The sequence below is a fragment of the Cellulosimicrobium composti genome (genome assembly GCF_009711085.1).
Classification (GTDB): Bacteria; Actinomycetota; Actinomycetes; order Actinomycetales; family Cellulomonadaceae; genus Cellulosimicrobium; species Cellulosimicrobium composti.
In genome coordinates this window covers 15,671-34,382 of record NZ_WMKA01000014.1, presented here as the reverse complement: position 1 = coordinate 34,382, position 18,712 = coordinate 15,671, and the positions used below count along the sequence as shown (strand labels likewise).

At 74.6% G+C, this 18,712-nt stretch carries 15 protein-coding genes; 3 read left to right on the top strand and 12 right to left on the bottom strand.

Features of this window, described 5'->3' with window-relative positions; all coding sequences use genetic code 11:
- Window positions 1-12: 12 nt before the first annotated feature.
- Window positions 13-993, top strand: coding sequence for a hypothetical protein (locus GJV82_RS08215; RefSeq protein WP_155098888.1), 981 nt, complete (start codon window positions 13-15; stop codon window positions 991-993).
- Window positions 994-1,130: 137 nt separating this feature from the next.
- Here the strand turns inward: GJV82_RS08215 and GJV82_RS08210 are convergent, their stop codons facing one another.
- The 3 genes from GJV82_RS08210 to fdxA all read right to left on the bottom strand — a co-directional run bounded on the left by GJV82_RS08210 (window position 1,131) and on the right by fdxA (window position 4,023).
- The gene (locus GJV82_RS08210) at window positions 1,131-2,429 is read right to left on the bottom strand and encodes a citrate synthase (protein WP_024841124.1); all 1,299 of its coding nucleotides are present in this window, start codon (window positions 2,427-2,429) and stop codon (window positions 1,131-1,133) included.
- Window positions 2,430-2,555: 126 nt separating this feature from the next.
- Window positions 2,556-3,686: a succinyldiaminopimelate transaminase gene (gene dapC / locus GJV82_RS08205; RefSeq protein WP_318657426.1), complete on the bottom strand. Its 1,131-nt coding sequence runs from the start codon at window positions 3,684-3,686 to the stop codon at window positions 2,556-2,558.
- Window positions 3,687-3,705: 19 nt separating this feature from the next.
- A complete protein-coding gene (fdxA, locus tag GJV82_RS08200) occupies window positions 3,706-4,023 on the bottom strand; it encodes a ferredoxin (RefSeq protein ID WP_024841122.1) in 318 nt (105 codons plus the stop codon).
- A 157-nt stretch (window positions 4,024-4,180) separates the two neighbouring features.
- On the opposite strand from fdxA, the gene GJV82_RS08195 reads away from it, so the two are divergent.
- Window positions 4,181-4,471, top strand: a complete 291-nt coding sequence (locus GJV82_RS08195) for a putative acetyltransferase (RefSeq protein WP_024841121.1) — start codon at window positions 4,181-4,183, stop codon at window positions 4,469-4,471.
- 40 nt (window positions 4,472-4,511) lie between these two features.
- Here the strand turns inward: GJV82_RS08195 and GJV82_RS08190 are convergent, their stop codons facing one another.
- The 9 genes from GJV82_RS08190 to GJV82_RS08150 all read right to left on the bottom strand — a co-directional run bounded on the left by GJV82_RS08190 (window position 4,512) and on the right by GJV82_RS08150 (window position 18,036).
- Window positions 4,512-5,510: a prephenate dehydrogenase gene (locus tag GJV82_RS08190; protein WP_318657425.1), complete on the bottom strand. Its 999-nt coding sequence runs from the start codon at window positions 5,508-5,510 to the stop codon at window positions 4,512-4,514.
- Entirely contained in the window at window positions 5,507-6,457 is a 951-nt protein-coding gene (locus GJV82_RS08185; RefSeq protein WP_318657424.1) for a prephenate dehydratase, read from the bottom strand. Before GJV82_RS08185 ends, GJV82_RS08190 begins: the two co-directional genes overlap by 4 nt.
- A complete protein-coding gene (locus GJV82_RS08180; RefSeq protein WP_155098886.1) occupies window positions 6,454-7,359 on the bottom strand; it encodes a hypothetical protein in 906 nt (301 codons plus the stop codon). The genes GJV82_RS08185 and GJV82_RS08180 overlap by 4 nt, the downstream gene beginning before the upstream one ends.
- Window positions 7,360-7,394: 35 nt before the next feature.
- A complete protein-coding gene (locus tag GJV82_RS19990) occupies window positions 7,395-10,667 on the bottom strand; it encodes a VanW family protein (RefSeq protein WP_225873207.1) in 3,273 nt (1,090 codons plus the stop codon).
- Window positions 10,668-10,743: 76 nt separating this feature from the next.
- Window positions 10,744-11,190, bottom strand: a complete 447-nt coding sequence (locus tag GJV82_RS08170) for a hypothetical protein (RefSeq protein WP_196217208.1) — start codon at window positions 11,188-11,190, stop codon at window positions 10,744-10,746.
- Window positions 11,191-11,200: 10 nt separating this feature from the next.
- A complete protein-coding gene (locus GJV82_RS08165; RefSeq protein ID WP_318657423.1) occupies window positions 11,201-12,205 on the bottom strand; it encodes a PIG-L family deacetylase in 1,005 nt (334 codons plus the stop codon).
- 13 nt (window positions 12,206-12,218) lie between these two features.
- On the bottom strand, window positions 12,219-14,129 hold the full coding sequence (gene typA / locus GJV82_RS08160) for a translational GTPase TypA (protein ID WP_024841114.1): 1,911 nt from the start codon (window positions 14,127-14,129) through the stop codon (window positions 12,219-12,221).
- A gap of 159 nt (window positions 14,130-14,288) precedes the next feature.
- Window positions 14,289-16,073 (bottom strand): BCCT family transporter, encoded by a 1,785-nt coding sequence (locus GJV82_RS08155; protein ID WP_155098885.1) that lies wholly within the window; start codon window positions 16,071-16,073, stop codon window positions 14,289-14,291.
- Between the two features lie 130 nt (window positions 16,074-16,203).
- Window positions 16,204-18,036: an ABC transporter ATP-binding protein gene (locus GJV82_RS08150; protein WP_318657422.1), complete on the bottom strand. Its 1,833-nt coding sequence runs from the start codon at window positions 18,034-18,036 to the stop codon at window positions 16,204-16,206.
- A 65-nt stretch (window positions 18,037-18,101) separates the two neighbouring features.
- Between GJV82_RS08150 and GJV82_RS08145 the strand changes: the two genes are divergently transcribed.
- On the top strand, window positions 18,102-18,680 hold the full coding sequence (locus GJV82_RS08145; protein ID WP_155098883.1) for a PH domain-containing protein: 579 nt from the start codon (window positions 18,102-18,104) through the stop codon (window positions 18,678-18,680).
- The last annotated feature ends 32 nt before the right edge of the window (window positions 18,681-18,712 follow it).

The window sequence follows — 18,712 nt, the reverse complement described above, 5'->3', positions numbered from 1 at the left end:
CACGGCCCCGGCATGACCAGCACCCCCGACCCGCGACCGCGGGACGTGCCCGACGCCGGTCGTGCCCGGGCCCGACGCCGACGCCCCCTCCGCGCCGCGGTCACCCTCCTCGTGGTGGCCGCGGTGGGGACGGGTGCCGTCGTCGTCGCGCTCAACCGCCTCGACGACGAGACACCCGTCGCCGAACGGTGCGCCGCCACCGCGGACGGCCGCACCTGGTACCTGTCCGTGACGCAGGCCGACAACGCCGCCCTCGTCGCCGGCACCGCCGTGCGGCGCGGGTTCCCTGCCCGCGCCGCGACCATCGGGCTCGCGACCGCGCTCCAGGAGTCCCGGCTCGTCAACATCGACTACGGCGACCGCGACTCCGTCGGACTCTTCCAGCAGCGTCCCTCGCAGGGCTGGGGCAGCGTCGAGCAGATCATGGACCCCGTCTACTCGACCAACGCGTTCTACGACGTCCTCGAGACCGTCGACGGCTACGAGGCCATGGAGGTCACCGTCGCCGCGCAGACCGTCCAGCGGTCCGCGTTCCCCGACGCCTACGCCCAGCACGAGCCCCGGTCGCGCGCGTGGGCGTCCGCGCTCACCGGGTGGTCCCCCGCGTCGCTCACGTGCGACCTCGCGCCCGTCGCCGCGACCGAGCTCGACGCCGACACCCCGCCCACGCAGCCGTTCCGGGACCGCCTCGCGCGCGACCTCGGCGACGGCGCCCGCGTCGCGCCGGTCGACGGCGACACCAGCACCGTCGCCGTCGACACGACCGGCCTTCCCGGCGCGGGCGAGGACGACGGCCCGGCCCGCGCCGCGTGGGCCGTCGCCCAGTGGGCCGTCGCGACCGCCGACGCGACGAACGTCGTCGCCGTCGACGTCGCCGACCGCCGCTGGTCCCGCGACGACTCCACCTGGGTCACGCTCGACCCCGAGACGTCCACCCCGCTCGACCCCGGCCGCGTCCGCGTCCAGGTCGCCGCGCCCGACCCCGCCGACTGAGCCTGGGCGACGCGGTGGCACCACGGCGACCACCACGGGGACCGTCGACGCACCCGGCCCGGCACACGGTCGCCACGACGACGGACGCCGCGTCGCTCACCGAGGGGTGAGCGACGCGGCGTCCGGGGAAGCGGGTGTCAGCGGTCGGCGACCGGGACGTAGTCGCGCTCGGTCTCGCCGACGTAGACCTGGCGGGGGCGGCCGATCTTGGTCTGCGGGTCCTTCATCATCTCGCGCCACTGCGCGATCCAGCCGGGCATGCGGCCCAGCGCGAAGAGCGGCGTGAACATCGCGGGCGAGAAGCCCATGGCCTTGTAGATGAGGCCCGTGTAGAAGTCGACGTTCGGGTAGAGCTTGCGCTCGATGAAGTAGTCGTCGTTGAGCGCGATCTCCTCGAGGCCCATGGCGATGTCGAGGAGCTGGTCCTTCTTGCCGAGGGTCGAGAGCACGGCGTCGGCGGACTTCTTCACGATGGCCGCGCGCGGGTCGTAGTTCTTGTAGACCCGGTGGCCGAAGCCCATGAGGCGGACGCCGTCCTCCTTGTTCTTCACCTTCTTCATGAAGGTGTCGACGTCGTACTCGGCGCCAGCGATCTTGTCGAGCATCGTCAGCACCGACTCGTTCGCGCCGCCGTGCAGCGGGCCGGAGAGTGCGTTGACGCCGGCGGCGACGGACGCGTAGAGGTTGGCGTGCGAGGAGCCGACGACGCGGACCGTGGAGGTCGAGCAGTTCTGCTCGTGGTCCGCGTGGAGGATGAGCAGCTTGTCGAGCGCGTCGACGACGACCGGGTCGGCCTCGTACTGCTGGTACGGCGTCGCGAACGTCATGCGCAGGAAGTCGTCGACGTAGCCGCGCGAGTAGTCGGGGTACAGCAGCGGCTCGCCCACGCGGCGGCGGTGCAGGTACGACGTGATGGTGCGCGTCTTCGCGAGGAGCAGGACCGTCGCGAGCTCGACCGTCTCGTCGTCGAACGGGTCGAGCGACTCGGGGTAGAACGTCGACAGCGCGTTGATCGCGGACGACAGCACGGCCATGGGGTGCGCGCCCCGCGGGAACGTGCCCATGAACGTGCGGAAGTCCTCGTGCACGAGCGTGTGGCGGTTGACGCGCTCGACGAAGGCGTCGAGGGTCGGGGCGTCCGGGAGCTCGCCGTGGATGAGCAGGTACGCGACCTCGAGGAAGCTCGACTGCTCGGCGAGCTGCTCGATGGGGTACCCGCGGTACCGCAGGATGCCGGCCTCACCGTCGATGTAGGTGATGCTCGACTCGCACGAGGCGGTGTTCATGAACCCGGGGTCGACCGTCACCAGGCCGGTCGACTTGAGCAAGGAGGACACGACGATGCCGTCGTTGCCCTCCGTCGCCGCGACCACGGGCAGGTCCTGCGCCTGGTCGTCGACGAGGAGGCGGACCTTCGCCTGCTGAGTGGTGGTCATGGTTCCCTTCCTGCTGCTGCTCGCGCCGTTGCCGCGCGGTCGACCGTACCCCGCTTCACCCGCACGTGACCAATCCTGAACCGTCACGAGAACCGCCCGCAGGTGTGAGGCAGATCACGTCAGAGTTCAGGCTCCGGAGAGTCTCGCGGCGGCCTCGTGGACGCGCTCGTCCGTCGCCGTGAGCGCGACGCGCACGTGCCCCGCACCCTCCGGTCCGTAGAACGCACCCGGTCCGACCAGTATGCCCAGGTCGGCGAGGTCGGACACGGTGCGCCAGCAGTCGCCGTCGTGGTCGCCCGCGGGGCGCGTCCACAGGTACAGCCCGGCCTCCGAGTGGTCGATCTGGAGGCCTGCCGCTCCGAGCGCCTCGACGAGGACCTCGCGACGGCGCGCGTAGACCTCGCGCTGGGCGGCGACGTGCGCGTCGTCGGTCAGGGCCGCGACCATCGCGGCCTGGACGGGCGCGGGCACGATCATGCCGAGGTGCTTGCGCGTCGCGAGCAGGTCGGCGACCAGCGCCGGGTCGCCCGCCACGAACGCGGCGCGGTACCCGGCCATGCTCGACTGCTTCGACAGGGAGTACGTGACGAGGAGCCTCTCGTGCGACCCGCCCGACACCGCCGGGTCGAGCAGGCTCGGCACGCCGTCCGCCGCGTAAGGGGCATCCCACGCGAGCTCGGCGTAGCACTCGTCGCTCGCGACGACCGCGCCGATCTCGCGGGCCGCGGCGACGACGCGCGCGAGGTGCGCGGCGTCGAGCACGCGGCCGGTCGGGTTGCTCGGCGAGTTGACCCAGACGAGCCGCACGTCGTCACGCCCCGCCCACGCGTCGACGTCGTCCGTCGCGAGGGGCGTCGCGCCGGCGAGGCGCGCGCCCACGTCGTACGTGGGGTAGGCCGTGCACGGGTGCACGACGACGTCCCCCGGGCCGAGGCGCAGGAGCGACGGCAGGAGGCCGACGAGCTCCTTGCTCCCGACGGTGGGGAGCACGGCGTCCGGGTCGAGGCCCGGCACGCCGCGGCGGCGCGCGAACCACGCGGCGACGGCCTCCCGCAGGGCGGGCGTGCCGTGCGTCGTCGGGTAGCCGTGGGCGTCGGACGCCGCGGCGAGCGCGTCGCGCACGACGGCAGGCGTCGGGTCGACGGGCGTGCCGATCGACAGGTCCACGATGCCCCGCGGGTGCGCGCGGGCGCGCTCCGCGTACGGGGTCAGGGTGTCCCAGGGGTAGGCGAGGCCGGAGAGGTCGGCGAGTCCCACGGGTGGCGGTGCGGGAGTCTCAGGCCTGCGGCGGCAGGGCGGCGATCATCGGGTCGTCCTTCTCGATGAGACCCATCTTCGCGGCGCCGCCGGGCGAGCCGAGGTCGTCGAAGAACTCGACGTTGGCGCGGTAGTAGTCGCTCCACTCCGTCGGCACGTCGTCCTCGTAGTAGATGGCCTCCACGGGGCAGACGGGCTCGCACGCGCCGCAGTCGACGCACTCGTCGGGGTGGATGTACAGCGACCGCTTGCCCTCGTAGATGCAGTCGACAGGACACTCCTCGATGCACGCCTTGTCCTTGACGTCCACGCACGGCTGGGCGATCACGTAAGTCACGACCGGGTACCTTTCTGGCTGGCTCGTCCGGACCCGGCCCGGGGAGGGGCCAGGTCACGACAGGGGCATGCAGGACTAGTATCCCCCAGGTCGGGTGATCCCCGACCATCCCTGACCAGCCCGTGGACGAACGTCACACCCGCAGCGAGGAGCGCCCGTGCCCGACGCACCGTGGACCTCGTGGGCGCCCGGGACGCGGGTCGTCGTGCGCCGGCGCCTGCCCGAGGACGAGGCGGCCGCCGCGGGCAAGCCGCTCACCGACGTCATCGGGGTCGTCGTGCGCACGACCGCCACGGAGCTCGTGCTGCGCGAGGACGCGGGCGGCAGCGCGCCGCCGCACCGGGGTCACGGGGTGCACGACGACGCCCCTCCCCTCGTCGTGGTCCCGCTCGACGCGATCGTGGCCGGCAAGCCCGTGCCGCCGCGCCCGCCGCGGCGCCCCGCCTGACCCGACCGCACGGGCCGGGAGCGGTCGCCGACGCGCCGCCTCAGGCGACCTCGACCGCGCCGTCCTCGACGCCGACGACGACCGCGCCCCGGGCCCCGGCCGCGGCGAGCGCCGACCGCCAGGCGCCCGCGTCGTCGAGCTCGACGCGGCGGCGCTCGCCGGTGCCGGGGGCGGGCGCCGGTGCTCGCACGGGCTCGGGCCGGTCGAAGAACTCCCCCACGGGCGCATTGGTCTCGAGCGCCCGGACGAGCTGCTCGAGGTCGCGCACGACGACCCGCAGCGCGGACGCCACCCAGGCCGCGTTGTCGGTGACCATCGCCTCGGTGCGCCGCGGGTCGGTGCGTCCGACGCGGGTCGCGTCCCGGAAGCTGCCCGCGGCGAGCCCGAGCGCGACGTCGCGCACCGGCGCGTCCGCGACGACGCCCAGGAGCTCCGTCGCGAGCACGTGCGGCACGTGGCTGATGAGCGCCGTCGCCTCGTCGTGCACGTCGTCGGTGAGGACGTGCACCGTGCCGCCGAGCGGGCCCGTGACGAGGCCGAGGACGCGGACGAACGCCTCGCGCGTCGTCGTGCCGTCGACCGTGACGGCCCACCGGGCGCCGTCGAGCATCGCGGCGTCGGACGCCTCGAAGCCCGAGTGCTCCGTCCCGGCCATGGGGTGCGCGCCCACGTACCGTGCGCCGAGGCCCGCGCTCGTCACCGCGTCGCGCACCGCACCCTTGACGCTGCCGACGTCCGTCACGACGGTCCCTCCGCGCACGTGCCGCGCGACCTCGGTCGCGACGGTCCGCATGGCCCGCAGCGGCACCGCGAGCACGAGGACGTCGGGCTCCCCCGCGCACACGTCCGCGACGTCGTCCGCGACGCGCAGGCCCGCGGCCCGGGCCGCGGCGCGCGTCGCGGCCGTCGCGTCGTACCCGGTCACCTCGACGCCCTGCTCGTGGAGCAGCCGTGCGACCGACCCGCCGACCAGCCCGAGGCCCACGACGCCGACGCGGCGCACCGGGCCCGGCGTCGGCGCTGCGCCGGGCGCGGTCACCACAGCAGCCCCTCGGCGAGGCCCGCGGCACCGGTCGAGGCGTCGACGCTCCCGACGGGCACGTTCGCGGCGTCGACGTCCGCGTGGACCGACTCGTCGAGCTCGCCGCGCGCCGGGACGACGCCGAGCGTCTTCAGCGCGTCACCCGCCCGGACGAGGTCGTCCAGCACGGCGCGCACGGGAGCGTCCCACGGGGCGCCGTCGACCGTGAGCACGAACACGTACGTTCCCGCGACGGCCTTGAGGGGTCGCGTGATGAGGCTCGACATGTTGACGCCGCGCTCGCCGAAGGACCGCGTGATGCGCGCCAGGACGCCCGGCCCGGTGACGACCGGGGTCACCGCGAGCATCGTGCGCCACGGCGCCTCGCCCGCGTCACGCGCCCGCGCGAGGACGCCGGTCGCCTCCGCGCGCGGCGCGAGGACGAGGAACCGGGTGCGCGCGCCCGCGAAGTCCTCGACGGCGCGCTCGAGGGTCTCGAGCCCGTAGAGCTCGCCGCAGATCGTCGGGCCCAGCGCGACCTGGTGGGGACCGGCGTCGCGGCACGCCGCGGCGTTCGACGACGCGGGCACGGGCCGCAGCCCGGCCCGGCGGACGAAGCCCTGGCACTGCGCGAGCCCGTGCGGGTGCGCTGCGACCTCCGTCAGCTCGCCGTGCCCGGGCCGCACGAACGCGTCGAACGAGATGTCGAGCACGACCTCGTCGACCGCGACGACCGTCGCGCTGCCGACGATCGCGTCGAGCGACGGGACGACGTAGCCCTCGACGGTGTTCTCGATCGCGACGACGCCGCGCGCGACGTCCCCTGCGGCGACTCCCGCGAAGACGTCGGCGACGGTCGGGAGCGCCGCGAGGGTCCGGGCGTCGTCCCCGTGGGCGGCCGACCACGCGGCGGCCGCCTGGTGGGTGAACGATCCCTCGGGGCCGAGGTACCCGACGACGCTCACGCGCGTGCGGGGTCGGGGGCGGGTGCCCATCGGGGCTCGAGCGCGTCGGGGCCCGGGACGAAGTCCTGCCCCGGCAGGACCGCGAGCACACGGTGGGCGACGCCGCGCTCGGCGAAGCCGTCCACGAGCGCGTCGAGCGTGCCCGCGTCGGGGCACGAGAACGCGCAGAAGAAGATGTGCGGACCGGCCAGCGAGCGGTGGCTGCGCAGGTGCTGGAGGTCGATCCCGGCCTGGGCCACGAGCGCGAGCGTCTCCTGCAGGGACCCGCGGTGGTCGTCGCGCGGGCCGAACGCGAGCCACACCTGGGCCACGCCCTCGGCACGCGGCGGGGTGTCGCGGCTCTCGAGGAGCCCGTACCAGATCGGCGCGCCCTCGCCGAGCAGCTCGCTGCCCGCGAGCTCGGCGTACCCGAGCGCGGCGAGCGTGCCCGTGGCCACCGAGCGCTCCACGACGAGGCTCCCGTCCGGTCCCGCGAGCGCGACGCGCTCCTCCAGGGTCGTCCGCGTCGGGACGAGCGACGGGCTGACGCCCATGGTCCGCAGCACGTGGCGGCGGTCGCGCATCCCCGCCTCGTCGACCACGACGTGGCCCGTGAGGTCGCGCGCCGCGGTCGGGCGGCCGACCCACACCCACTGGGACGGCACCGCGGACGCCCCCGTGAGCACGAGCGACGGCGGGCCCGCGAGCAGCGCGCGCTCGAGCTCGTGCGACGGCTGCGCCGGGTGGCCCAGGTGCACGACGCCCGAGAGGCCGTCGATGCTCGCGACGGTCGACAGCGTCGCCGTCGTCGACCCGAGGTCGAGGAGCGACTCCGCCTCCGCGGGGTCGCCCTCGACCCACCCCGCTGCCGTCGCGGCGAGCAGCGCCTGCGCTCCCGACTCCCGTTCGCTGCGGCCGAGCATGGGACCTCCGTGGTGTGTCGTGCGGACCGGGTCGCTCACTCGCAGACGACCGCGTTGTCCGGCTTGTAGGTCCACCGGTACGACTCGTCCTTGACGAGCTCGCCCTCGAGGTAGACCTTCCGGTAGTTCGTGATGGAGAAGCCCGGGCTGCCCGCGGGCGTGGGGGCGCAGTCGGCTCCCGAGTGCGTGACCGTCGTCGGCTGGACCACGTTCGACTTGCCGCTCGACGACGTCTCGACGTCGTAGTACTTCGTGCTCCAGATCGCGACGTGCAGCTGCCCGCCGCCGACCCAGGACTGCATGAGGACGCCGTAGGGCGTGTCGTTCTTGAACTTCATGTCGATCGAGCCGACGAAGATCGTCGCCTCGCGCCCGGCCGGGTACCGGTCGAACCAGTAGCTGTGCGGCCGGTGCTCGACGTCCTCGAGCCCCGCGAAGAACGCCGCGTTGTACGTGGTCGTCGCCATCTGCGACAGACCGCCGCCGACGCCCTCGGTGTGCCGGCCGCTCTCGACGATGCCCGCCGCGAAGTAGCCGCCCTCGATGGTGATCGGCGACAGCGTGTCCACGAGCGAGAACGTCTCGCCGGGCTTCACGAGCGTGCCCGTGACCTTCTCGGCGCCGCGCCGCAGGTTCGCGGTGCGCACCGGCACGTTCGGGACGGGCGTCGAGAACTCGGCGACCTTCTCCTTGACGCCCAGCGCCTCGAGGGCCGCGACCGACTGCTCAGGGTCCGACTCGACGAGCTCGACCGTGGCCGTGCGCTCGTCGCCGGACGCGGCCGTCGTGACCGCCGCGGCGATCGCCTCGGGGTCGATCGTCGTCCCGGGCGCGCCGCCCTCGATCACGGGCGCGCCGTCACGGAACACGAAGTGCGCGTCGTCGGCGGCCGTGAGCAGGTCGCTCGTGCGGTCGACGACCGCCTGCACGAGCGCCGCGCCGTCGAACGTCAGGGAGAGCACCCCGTCCGTGGCCGGGAACGAGGCCGCGGCGGCGAGCGCCTCGGGGGGCAGCTCGGGCGACTGGCCGCCGACCGAGACGACGACCGGCGCGGACACGACCTTCTGCGCCTGCGCGAGCGCCGCGTCGGTCTCGTCCTGCGTGATCGCCGGCTCGACGGGCTCCGTCGGCAGCTCGACCGGGCCCTCGGTGACGAGCCAGCTCGACGTGATGACGCCGGGCACCTCGTCCGCGACGAGCGCCGAGCCGTCCGCAGCAGGGGTGCTCGTCGGGGCACCGTCGACGAACTGCACGGTCCCGTCGACCGGCGCGATCTCGAGGCTCCCGCGCAGCGTCTCGACCTGCGCGTCGAGCGCCGCGTCGTCCACCGCGACGACCGGGGCCTCGTCCTGCCCGCCGAACAGGTGCTGCCACAGGCGCGCCGGGCTCATCGAGAACGCCGTGAGCTCCTCGGCCGTCGCCGCGGCGTCGAAGGTCAGCCCGGCGGTCGCCGGGTCGAGCGTCGTGCTCGCCTCGCCCGCCGCGAGCGTGACGGGCTCGGCGGCGCGCGGGCCGAGCTCGGCCTCCAGGCGCTCCTGCGCGGCCGTCCGCGTCAGGCCGCCGACGTCGACGCCCGCGACGCTCGTGCCGCTCGGCACCTTGTCCGAGAAGAACCACTGCGCCCCGGTGTACAGGCCGCCGAGGACGAGCACGCCCACGCCGGTCCACAGCAGGCCGCGGACCCAGCCGCGCCGGGGGGCGTCCTCCTCGAAGCCCTCGAACGGCGACTCCTGGCGCGACTCGTCGGGCGGCACGGGGCCGAACGTCCCGGGGGGCAGCGCGACGGAGCCGACGACCGGCGAGGACGCCGCGGCGGGCTGCGCCGGGGCACCCGACGCCGGCTCCGCAGGGGTCGCCGCGGACGCGGGCGTCGCCGTGGTGGGCGCGTCCGTCGCGGGGGTCGGGCGGATCGACGTGCGCACGACGGGCTCGGGCCGGGTCCACGGCGCGACCGGCGGGATCACCTGCGTCGCGTCCGAGGCGCCCTGCTCCCCCGCGGGTGGCTCCGCGGGCGCCGACCCGGCGGGTCCGGACGCCGACCCCGCAGGTCCGGACGCCGATCCGGCGGACGTGGGCGTCGCCGGGGCGGCGGCGGGCTGGTCCTGCGGCGGCACCACGGGCACGACGGCGGTGCGGTCACCGGCGGCCGAGGCGGGCTCGGCCGGCTCGGCCGGTCCGGACGACGTAGCGGGAGCGGACGGCTCACCGCCGGGCGGCGGGACGAGCACCGCGGGCACGTCGGGGTCGAACGCGAAGACGCGCGGCACGTAGGGCTCGTCGTCCTCGTCGGCCGCGGCCTGCGCGGCCCCGGACGGCGCGGACGCGGCGGTGCCGCTCGCCGCCGCGGCGGTCGGAGCGTCGCCGCTCGCCGCAGTGGTCGGAGCGGCCGGAGCGGCCGGAGTGGTCGGAGCGGTCGGAGCGGACTCGTTCGCCGTCGCAGGGGTCGGCGCCGTGACGCTCGCCGGGGCAGGCGTGGTCGGTACGGACGACGTCGCGGCCTCGTCACCGGTCGTCGGGACCGAGTCGCTCGCGCCGCCCGTCCCCGCCGGCGCGGCAGGCTCGTCGGACGCGGGCGCTCCGGCGGTGGTCTCGGCGGACACCGCTGCGTCGGCAGGTGCCGCGTCCTCCGCAGTGGCGGGCCGGGGCGTCGCCTGCGTCGCCGGGGCGGCGTGGTCGTCCGTGGTCGGCTCCCCGTCGCGCGGCGCCGACGCGGGCGTGCTGCCCGACGCGGCGGCCCCCGGGGCGGCAGGAGCCGCGTCAGCGGGAGCCGCGTCGGAGGGAACAGCACCGACGGTGGGCTCGGGCGCGGCGGCGGGAGTCGCGACGGTGGGGGTCGCGTCGGACGCTGCGGCGGGGGCCGCGTCGGACGCTGCGGTGGGGGCCGCGTCGGCTGCAGCGGCGGGGCTCGCGGCGACGGGACCGCCGCCGACGGACGTCGCGTCTGCCGGCGCCGCGTCGGCCGGTGCGGCGTCGGCCGGTGCGGCGGGCGCGTCCGTCCCCGGCGCGGGGGGCGCGTCGTCGGCGGTCGGCTGTGCGGCGTCAGGCGCAGGGCTCTCCTCGGGGGCCCGTGCGACGGCCGGGGCGCCGTCGTGTCCCGACGTCGGGGCCTCGGGCGTGGTGGCGACGTCACCGGACGCCTCGTCCGGGGCGGCCGTCACCGGGGAGGCGGACGCGGCGTCGGGCGCGTCCTCGACCGGCGTCCCGGTCACGTCGGCGGCGCCGTCGGGGCCCGGCCGGGTCGCGGCGGTCTCCGGTTCGGCGGTCGAGGGCGAGTCGGGATCGGCGTCTCGGTCGGTCGGCTGGCCCATCCACTGTCTCCGTGACGAAAGGCGCGCGGGTGTCCGCGCGACGACGAGGGGTGTGCGGGGATCCGCACCGCGAATTCTAGCGGGACGCGAGAGGGTCCTCGGGTCCGTCGTGCCTGGTGGGACGCCCGTGGAGCGCCGGACGGACGGGCCGGTCGCTGAACCACGAGCGCGGGAGGAACGCGACCGCCGCGACGACGAGGAGGCCGCCGTAGATCCACACGTAGCCCACGGGCTCGCTGGGCACGAGCACGTCGCCGCCGGGACCCTCGAGGGACAGGAGCTGCACCACGACGACCCACCCGATGCCGAAACCGAGGAGACCGGCCAGCCCGCCCCAGGCACGCGAGAGGATCCCCGCGGCGAGGACGGCCAGGAGCGCGAGCACGATGCCCGCGCCGACACCCCCGGGCAGGTCCACGAGCACGTGCGCGCGGTGGGCGACGGTGCCGACGAGACCGACGAGCACGCCCACGAGCGCGCACGCCACCCCGCGGCCCACGAGCCGCCCCGTTCCGATCTCCACGGGCCCCAGGCTAACGCGTGGGCCTGGGCCGGGCGGGCGCGCCCGGGAGAGCGCCGCCGGAGGGAGCGTAGAACTCGTGTGAAGGCAGCGGGGCCAGCACGTCGTTGCTCAGGGCGTACCAGCCGAGCGACGCCGGGGCGCCACCCGTCGAGGCCGTCGCGTGCTGGACCTGCGTCGCGTGCGCGCGCATCGCGGCGAGGACCGCCTCGAGCACAGGCGCGACGGGCACCACCCGTAGCGTGCCGAGCGTCGCGTCGGGACGCGCGAACGGCGGCAGGTCCTCGTCCGGGTCGGCCAGCGTGAGCCGCTCGTCCGCCGCGAGGAGCGCCGCCGCCTGCGCGTCCTCGGCGAGCGCGCGCCGCGCGGCGCGGACCGCGCTCTCGGGGGCGACGGACAGCCACAGGTCCGGGACCGGCTCGCCCGCCGCCGCGACCTGGTCGAGCGCGCGGACCGTCACCTCGTGGGCGCGCACGTGGTCGGGGTGGCCGTAGCCTCCCCCGGGCTCGTACGTCGCGACGACGGCGGGACGCCGCTCGCGCACGACGGCGGCCAGGCGCGCCGCGGCCTCGTCGAGCGGGACGCCCACGAACGCCCGGGGCGGGAGCTGCCCGGTCGCGACCCCGCCCGCGACGCCCGGCGCGACCCACGCCATGCCGGAGTCCTCGTACCGGGGCCGCACGGCGCCGTCGTGCCCGGGGAGCGCGACGGCGTCGAGGAAGACGTGGTCGCGGACGCCGAGCGCGGCGAGCGCGCGGGCGAGCTCGCCCTCCCGGTGGGCCGCGAGGGCGGGGCCGTCACCCTCGAGGTGCGCGACGCCCGTCGGGTGCGCCGGGGTGTCGATCACCTCGCCGCGCTCGCCGCGCGTGCACGTGACCACGGTGACGGGCAGGCCCGCGCGGGCCCACGTCGCGAGGAGCGCTCCCGTGGCGAGCGTCTCGTCGTCGGGGTGCGCGTGCACGGCCAGCAGGCCGCCGTCGGGCACGACGGCGGCCTGCTGCTCCGGTGGCACGGTCACCCGCGGCGGGGTGTCAGGCGCGCTTGGCGCGCGAGATCGCGCGGGCGCGCTCGGTCTGGTCGAGGATCACCTTGCGGATGCGCACGACCTCGGGCGTGACCTCGACGCACTCGTCCTCGCGCGCGAACTCCAGGGACTCCTCGAGCGTGAGGTGGCGCGGCGGGATGAGGTTCTCGAAGTTGTCGGCCGTCGAGGACCGCATGTTCGTGAGCTTCTTCTCCTTGGTGATGTTCACGTCCATGTCCTCGTTGCGCGAGTTCTCGCCGACGATCATGCCCTCGTAGACCTCCTGCGTGGGGTCGACGAAGAACGAGCCGCGCTCCTGGAGGTTGATCATCGCGAACGGCGTCACCTTGCCGGCGCGGTCGGCCACGAGCGAGCCCGTCGTGCGGGTCTCGATGTGCCCCGCCCACGGCTCGTAGCCCTCGGAGATCGACGACGCGATGCCGGTGCCGCGCGTCTCGGTGAGGAAGCGCGTGCGGAACCCGATGAGGCCGCGCGCCGGGACCATGAACTCCATGCGGATCCAGCCGGTGCCGTGGTTCGACATGGTCTCCATGCGGCCCTTGCGCTGCGCGAGGAGCTGCGTGACGGCGCCGAGGTACTCCTCGGGCACGTCGATCGTCATGCGCTCCATCGGCTCGTGCGTCTTGCCGTCGATCGTGCGCGTGACGACCTGCGGCTTGCCGACCGTGAGCTCGAAGCCCTCGCGGCGCATCTGCTCGACGAGGATCGCGAGCGCGAGCTCGCCGCGGCCCTGGACCTCCCACGCGTCGGGGCGGTCGGTGGGCAGGACGCGCAGCGACACGTTGCCCACGAGCTCGGCGTCGAGCCGGTCCTTGACCTGGCGGGCCGTGACCTTGTGGCCCTTGCCGCCCTTGCCCGCGAGCGGGGACGTGTTGATCCCGATGGTCATCGAGATCGCCGGGTCGTCGACCGTGATGAGCGGGAGCGGGCGCGGGTCGTCGGGGTCGGTGAGGGTCTCGCCGATCGTGATGTCCGCGATGCCCGCGACGGCGACGATGTCGCCGGGGCCGGCCTTGTCCGTGGGGACGCGGTCGAGCGCCTTCGTCTCGAGGAGCTCGGTGATCTTCACGTTCTGGAGGGTGCCGTCGTGGCGCGCCCACGCGACGACCTGGCCCTTGCGCAGCTCGCCGTTGAAGATGCGCAGCAGCGCGAGGCGGCCGAGGAACGGCGAGGCGTCGAGGTTCGTCACGTGCGCCTGGAGCGGCGCGCCCTCGTCGTACGTCGGGGCCGGGATCTTCTCGAGGATCGTCGTGAAGAGCGGCTCGAGGTCCTCGTTCGAGGGGAGCTGGCCGTCGAGCGGCTGGTCGAGCGACGCGCGCCCCGCCTTGGCGGAGGCGTAGACGACCGGGACGTCGAGGATCGCGTCGAGGTCGAGGTCCGGCACCTCGTCCGCGAGGTCGCTCGCCAGGCCGAGGAGGAGGTCGGTCGCCTCGGCGACGACCTCGGTGATCCGCGAGTCCGGGCGGTCGACCTTGTTGACGACGATGATCACCGGCAGCTTCGCGGCGAGCGCCTTGCGCAGCACGAAGCGGGTCTGCGGGAGCGGGCCCTCGCTCGCGTCGACGAGGAGCACGACGCCGTCGACCATGGACAGGCCGCGCTCGACCTCGCCGCCGAAGTCGGCGTGGCCGGGCGTGTCGATGACGTTGATCGTGATGCCGTCGGGCTCCCCCACCGCGGCGGCCGCGGGGCCGGCGTACCGGACCGCGGTGTTCTTCGCGAGGATCGTGATGCCCTTCTCGCGCTCGAGGTCACCGGAGTCCATGACGCGGTCGTCCACGTGCTGGTGCGCGGAGAAGGCGCCGGACTGGCGCAGCATCGCGTCGACGAGCGTGGTCTTGCCGTGGTCGACGTGGGCGACGATCGCCACGTTGCGCAGGTCGGAGCGCACAGACATCTACGGTTCTCATTTCGTGGGGTTCGAGGGGCGACGACGGCCGGCCACCTCTGCGCGCGGGGCGGCGGGGGTCGGCCCGCCGCGGCATCACGGATGCACGGGCCGTCACCCGGGCACGGCTATCCTACCGGGTCCCGCTCGCCGCCACCATGACGTGCGTCACCCCGGGCCGCGCCCGCCCGGCGGCGTCCCCTTGCGCGGACGCCGGACGAGCGCGCGCCAGCGGTCGGGCCGGTCCGGGTAGAGCTCCTCCCACTGCTCCGAGATCGACTCCGTGACGCGGGTCGTGACGTGCTCGGTCAGCGCCGCGCGCGCCGCTCGCCGCTCGGCCCGCACGATCGCCGCGTGCTCGCCCCGCAGCGCCCGGACCGTCGCGACGGCCATGCCGATCATCACGACCGAGAACGGCAGCGCGATGAGGATCGCCGCCGTCTGGAGCGCCTCGAGGCCGCCCGCCAGGAGGAGCGCGATGGCCAGCAGGCCCGACGTGCCCGCCCAGAAGATGCGGCTCCACGTCGGCGGGTTCGGGTTGCCGCCGCTCGCGAGCATGTCCACGACGAGCGAGCCCGAGTCCGACGACGTCACGAAGAAGACCACGATGAGGACGATGCCCACCACGGAGAGCAGCGCCCCGAGCGGCAGCCCGTCGAAGAGCTGGAACAGGGCGGTGTCGGTGTCCACCTTGCCGTTCACGAGCATGCTGCCCGGCTCGGTGAGCTCGCGGTAGAGCCCGGAGCCGCCGAACACCGAGAACCACAGCGTCGTGACGATCGTCGGGACGAGCAGCGTCCCGAGCACGAACTCGCGCACCGTGCGACCCCGCGAGATGCGCGCGATGAAGACGCCGACGAACGGAGCCCAGGAGATCCACCAGCCCCAGTAGAAGATCGTCCACGACGACTGCCACTCGAGCCCGGCGTCGCCCTGGAACGCCGTCGTGTCGAACGACATCCGCACGATGTTCTGCACGTAGTAGCCGAGCGACTGGACCCACTCGCGCAGGAGGAACAGGGTCGGGCCCAGCGCCAGCACGAGCACGAGGACGACGCCGGCGAGCACCATGTTGCCGTTCGACAGCCACTTGATGCCCCGGCCGAGGCCGGACACCACCGAGATCGTCGCGAGCGCGGAGATGGCCGCGATGAGCCCGATCTCGAGCGCCGTGCTCGGCTGCACCACGTCGAGGTACCCGAGCCCCGCGGCGATCTGGAGGACGCCGAAGCCCAGCGAGGTCGCGACGCCGAACACCGTGCCGATCACCGCGACGACGTCGATGACGTCGCCCAGCCGACCCTTGACCCGGTCGCCGAAGAGCGGCTCGAGCGCCCAGCGGATCGACACGGGCCGCCCCTTGCGGTGGATCGCGTAGGCGAGGGCGAGGCCCGCGACGACGTAGATCGCCCACGCGTGCACGCCCCAGTGGAGATAGCTCTGGCCCATCGCGGCCTGCGCGAGCGCGGGGTCGCTCCCCTCGACGCCCGGCTTCGGGTTCACGTAGTGCGACAGGGGCTCGGCCACGCCCCAGTACACGAGCCCGATGCCCATGCCGGTCGCGAAGAGCATCGCGAACCAGACGGGCAGCCGGAACAGCGGCTCGTCCTCGTCCTTGCCGAGCACGATGTCGCCGAAGCGGCTCATGCCCATCCACAGGGCGAACACGACGAAGCCCGCGACGACGATGACGTAGTACCAGCCGAACACGCCGATCACGTCGCGCTGCAGCGTCTCCATGACCGCCGTCACGGTGTCCGTGAAGAGGATCGTCAGCAGGACGAACAGCAGGATCAGGCCGGCCGCAGGGTAGAAGACCCGCGGGTCGGGCCGCCCCGTCCGGGGGCCGGTGAGGTCGTCGGCCGCGGGTGGGGTCTCCTGCGTCTGCACTCGTGCCTCGACGGGCGCGCCGTCGTGCGCCGCCCCGGGAACGTCGTCCTCCGCGCGTGTCATGTGCCCAGGCTTCCGGCGGTGGTCGGACCAGGCAACCGGAACGCCCCGGTGCCGGCCTCCGTCGAGGCGGCACCGGGGCGTCCGGTCGGGTGCGGGTGAGGCTCGCTCGCCGTCCGCGGTCAGCGCAGGGTCAGAACCCGGCCCCCGCGGTGGGCGGCGCGCTGCGCTCGTGGTCGATGTCGTCGCGCGACTCGGCGAGCGCGCGCTCCTCGTCCACGAGGGACGACAGCTCGTCGTTCGCGATGTCGCGCGCCGCCGCCTCGAGGAGGGCGTCGCGCGCCGCGCGGCGCTCGCGCTGCGCCGCCGGGTCCGGCACCGGCACCGCGGCGAGGAGACGCTGCGTGTACGGGTGACGGGGCGCGTGGACGATCTGCTCCGTCTCCCCCACCTCGACGAGCTTGCCCTTGTGCATGACCGCGATGCGGTCCGAGAGCAGCTCGACGACCGCGAGGTCGTGCGAGATGAACAGGCAGGCGAAGCCGTGCTCGCGCTGCAGGTCGGTGAACAGGTCGAGCACCTTCGCCTGGACCGACACGTCGAGCGCCGACGTCGGCTCGTCCGCGACGAGCAGCTTCGGCTCGAGCGACAGCGCGCGGGCGATGCCGACGCGCTGCCGCTGACCGCCCGAGAGCTCGTGCGGGTAGCGGTTGCGCATCGCGCGCGGCAGCTCGACCTGGTCGAGCAGGCGCTCGACCTCGCGGCTGAGCTCCTTGCCCTTCACGCCCTTGTGCAGCATGAGCGGCTCGCCGATCGACTCGCCGATCGGCAGGCGCGGGTTGAGCGACGAGCCCGGGTCCTGGAACACGATGCCGACCTCGGTGCGCAGCGGCTTGAGGTCCTTGGGCTTGGCCCCGACCATGTCCGTGCCGACGATCCGCAGCGAGCCCGCCGTGACGGGGAGCAGGCCGACGGCCGCACGGCCGATCGTCGTCTTGCCGGAACCGGACTCTCCGACCAGGCCGACGACCTCGCCCTGGTGGATCTGGAGCGACACCTCGTCGACCGCCCGGAACGCCGCCTGCCGGCGCCGGCCCGGGTACTCGATGACCATGTCCTGCGCGTCGAGCACGAGCGGCCGCTCCGGGGTCGCCGCGCCCGCGGGCACGCGGTCCGTGACGGTCGTCGTGCCGCGCTTGGAGCCGAGGTGCGGGACGGCCTCGAGCAGGCGGACCGTGTACGGGTGCTGCGGGCGGCCGAAGATCTCGGCCGACGTGCCGCGCTCGACGACCTGACCGTCCTTCATCACCATGATCGAGTCGGCCATGTCCGCGACCACGCCCATGTCGTGCGTGATGAGGATGATCGCCGCGTCGACGCGGTAGCGCAGGTCGCGCAGGAGCTTGAGGATCTCGGCCTGGACCGTGACGTCGAGCGCGGTCGTCGGCTCGTCGGCCACGAGCAGCTTCGGGTCGCACGCGAGGGCCTGGGCGATCATCGCGCGCTGCCGCTGGCCGCCGGAGAGCTGGTGCGGGTAGGAGTCGAAGCGGCGCTCCGGCTCGGGGATCTCGACGAGCCGCAGGAGCTCGATGGCGCGCTTCTTCGCGTCGGCGGGGCCGACGTTGAAGTGCGTCCGGATGGTCTCGACGATCTGGAAGCCCACCGTGTAGACGGGGTTCAGCGCCGTCATCGGCTCCTGGAAGATCATGGAGATCTCCTTGCCGCGGACGTGCCGGAGCCCGCCGTGCGACATGCCGATGAGCTCGCGGTCGCCGAGCTTGGCGGAACCGCGGGCGCGCCCGTTGGGCGGGAGCAGGCCCAGCAGCGCGAGCGACGACTGGGACTTGCCCGAGCCGGACTCGCCGACGATCGCGAGGACCTCACCGGAGTGGAGGTCGTAGCTCACGTCCGAGGCCGCGGGGTACCAGGCCTTGTCGACGTAGAAGTCCACGCCGAGGTTGCGCACGGTCAGCACGGGGCTGCCCTGGCGCGCGGCCGGGGCCGCGGGAGACGTCTCGATGGCCACGCTGATCAGTGTCCTTCCTGCTGGAGCCGGCGCTCGTGGCGCCGCGACTCTGCGAGCATGGGCGCATGGGTCCCACGCTGGTCTTCCGTTCGACGTACGGCCGAGTGCTCACGGTGGCGACGGGCGTCGTCGCCGTCGCGCTGGGCGTCACCACGGCCGTGACGGGGGACGTCCGCGCGGTCGTGGACGCACTGCTGCCCGCCGCGCTCGTGACGTACCTCGTCTGGATGCTGTTCTGGCGTCCCGCCGTCGAGGTGTCCGACGGGGGCGTCGAGGTGCGCAACGTGACCCGCACGGTCCGCGTGCCGTGGACCGCCTACGAGGGCGTCGAGACCCGCTACTCGCTCGAGGTGCGCTACGCGGGCGGTCGCGTGACCGCCTGGGCGGCGCCCCGGTCGAGCGGCACGGCCCGCTGGCTGCGCAGCTCCCGACGGCGCACGGCCGGCCAGGACCAGGTGGTCGCCGGCGCGAGCGCCGAGGCCGTCGCGGAGGCCGTCGAGCAGCGCCACGGGCTGCTCGCCGCCGCCGGACACCTCGACCGCCCCGTGCCGGGCGCACCGGGCGCCCGCGCCACGTGGCACGTCCTGGAGCTCGCCGTGCTGGGCGCCCTCGTGGTCGGGACGGCCGTCGCGCTCACCGCCTGACCGCGGCCGCGGCGCGCCGTGCCGCCCGAGAG

Coding starts and splice junctions, on each gene's coding strand:
- GJV82_RS08215 (WP_155098888.1), top strand. CDS start 13: ATGACCAGCACCCCCGACCCGCGACCGCGGGACGTGCCCGACGCCGGT.
- GJV82_RS08210 (WP_024841124.1), bottom strand. CDS start 2,429: ATGACCACCACTCAGCAGGCGAAGGTCCGCCTCCTCGTCGACGACCAG.
- GJV82_RS08180 (WP_155098886.1), bottom strand. CDS start 7,359: ATGCTCGGCCGCAGCGAACGGGAGTCGGGAGCGCAGGCGCTGCTCGCC.
- GJV82_RS19990 (WP_225873207.1), bottom strand. CDS start 10,667: ATGGGCCAGCCGACCGACCGAGACGCCGATCCCGACTCGCCCTCGACC.
- typA (WP_024841114.1), bottom strand. CDS start 14,129: ATGTCTGTGCGCTCCGACCTGCGCAACGTGGCGATCGTCGCCCACGTC.
- GJV82_RS08155 (WP_155098885.1), bottom strand. CDS start 16,073: ATGACACGCGCGGAGGACGACGTTCCCGGGGCGGCGCACGACGGCGCG.
- GJV82_RS08145 (WP_155098883.1), top strand. CDS start 18,102: ATGGGTCCCACGCTGGTCTTCCGTTCGACGTACGGCCGAGTGCTCACG.